We start from the raw sequence: 1,573 nt of genomic DNA, 5'->3' as shown, positions 1-1,573 counted from the left end.
CCACGGTGGTGCCGAGGGTGCCGGCGATCTGGCCAGTGACGAGCGGAGTGGCTGTCGAACCTGTTTCGCCGCCAGTGCCACCACCTGTGCCTCCGCCAGTGCCACCACCGGTACCACCGCCCGTACCGCCGCCTGTACCACCACCGGTACCACCACCCGTGCCGCCGCCAGTGCCACCACCGGTACCGCCACCCGTGCCGCCGCCTGTACCTCCACCGGTACCACCGCCAGTGCCGTCGCCAGAACCGCCGCCGGTGCCACCCCCCGTACCGCCACCGGCACCTGCGCCAGCATCCGGCGACGACGCCGCCACGCTTGATTTGTGTCCGCCACCACCGCTGCTGCAGCCGCCGAGGCTCATTGCCAGAATCAACGCCAGTGCGGTACTTGCTTTCCAGAACACGACTTGAGTTTTCATGATTGAGTTCCTTGCACCAGGTACAACCTTGGTTGTTTCAACCGTTCGCCGTTTCTTCGGCCAGCGATACGTTTGTCCGTGTGATTAATCACAGACCTGGGTCGGTTTTCTCGCAACGCTCAACTTCGTATTAACGATTTATATACATAAGGTCTTAGTCGGCTTAAGCGCTAATACAAACGGTATAACGTGTAGAAGTTCAGTAATTATAGTTTATGAAAATCAATAAGTTGAATAAAAAAAGCGGACCCGGGCGGGTCCGCTATAACTTAAGGTGTATATATACAATTAAACAGTGGACTTCAGGCAATCGGTTGCCACTTCCCGAGCATGTGCTCAATAGCCCCTGCGCCATTCAACACTAACTCGCCACTTGAGCCGGCGCCGCTGGTCATCAATATCACTTCGCCGGGCAGGCGTACGGGTTTTTTGAATTCAACTTCAATGTCGACATTGGCGAGCGGAAGGTGTTGGTCCAGCGCCGCCAGAGTGCGGGCCTTGTTCCATAATCCGTGAGCGATGGCCTGGGGGAAGCCAAACAGTTTGGCCGTCGGTGCGCTGAGATGAATCGGGTTGTAATCGCCGGACACGCGGGCATAACGTCGACCGATATCAGCCGGGGCGTTCCAACGGGACAGCTCACTGAGGGGCGTGTGCACCGACAACCCATGCTCCACCGTCTCGCCCTCAAGCTTTACACCACGGCACAACATTGTGCTTTGGGCTTCCCAGAGCAGCCCCAGGGCGTCCTCGACCACGGTCACCAGGTCAAAGGTCGCGCCCTTGGCGTGGGGCTTGAGATTGCAGGTGTACACGCCGACGGTCAGCTCACTCACACCGCCCAGGGGTCGATGGACGCGAATGCGGTTGCTCAGGTGAATCAGCCCCAGCAACGGGAATGGAAAGGTTTTGTCGGTCAGCAATTGCATCTGCAGGCCGAACGCCAGGATGTGCGGATAAGTCGCCGGCAGCATCGGGCTGTCGGCAAACCCGCAGACCTTGCGGTACGCCGCGACAGCCGTGGGATCGACGCGCACCTGGCAACGCAGGCCATGGTCGGGCAGTGCGCTGCCGGTGATCTTGCGCTTGAGTGCCGCGCGCCAGTACAGCGGCGGTAGAAACGGTGTGCTGTCCACTGTCTGCCATTGCATAGTC

Annotated in this window: 1 protein-coding gene and 1 pseudogene; both read right to left on the bottom strand. The window is 59.4% G+C overall.

Features of this window, described 5'->3' with window-relative positions:
• Window positions 1–418: pseudogene (locus BFP90_RS28960) on the bottom strand (hypothetical protein); the annotation flags it as partial.
• Window positions 419–720: 302 nt separating this feature from the next.
• Window positions 721–1,569 (bottom strand): MaoC family dehydratase, encoded by an 849-nt coding sequence (locus tag BFP90_RS00025; RefSeq protein WP_065895680.1) that lies wholly within the window; start codon window positions 1,567–1,569, stop codon window positions 721–723.
• Between the last annotated feature and the right edge of the window lie 4 nt (window positions 1,570–1,573).

The sequence above is a fragment of the Pseudomonas sp. 24 E 13 genome, assembly GCF_900004715.1.
Classification (GTDB): Bacteria; Pseudomonadota; Gammaproteobacteria; order Pseudomonadales; family Pseudomonadaceae; genus Aquipseudomonas; species Aquipseudomonas orientalis_A.
Note: the sequence above shows the minus strand (reverse complement) of the source record. Positions and strands in the feature narration are given on the sequence as shown.

Excerpts from the sequence above, each read along its gene's own strand:
- BFP90_RS00025 (WP_065895680.1), bottom strand. The coding sequence starts at position 1,569 with ATGCAATGGCAGACAGTGGACAGCACACCGTTTCTACCGCCGCTGTAC.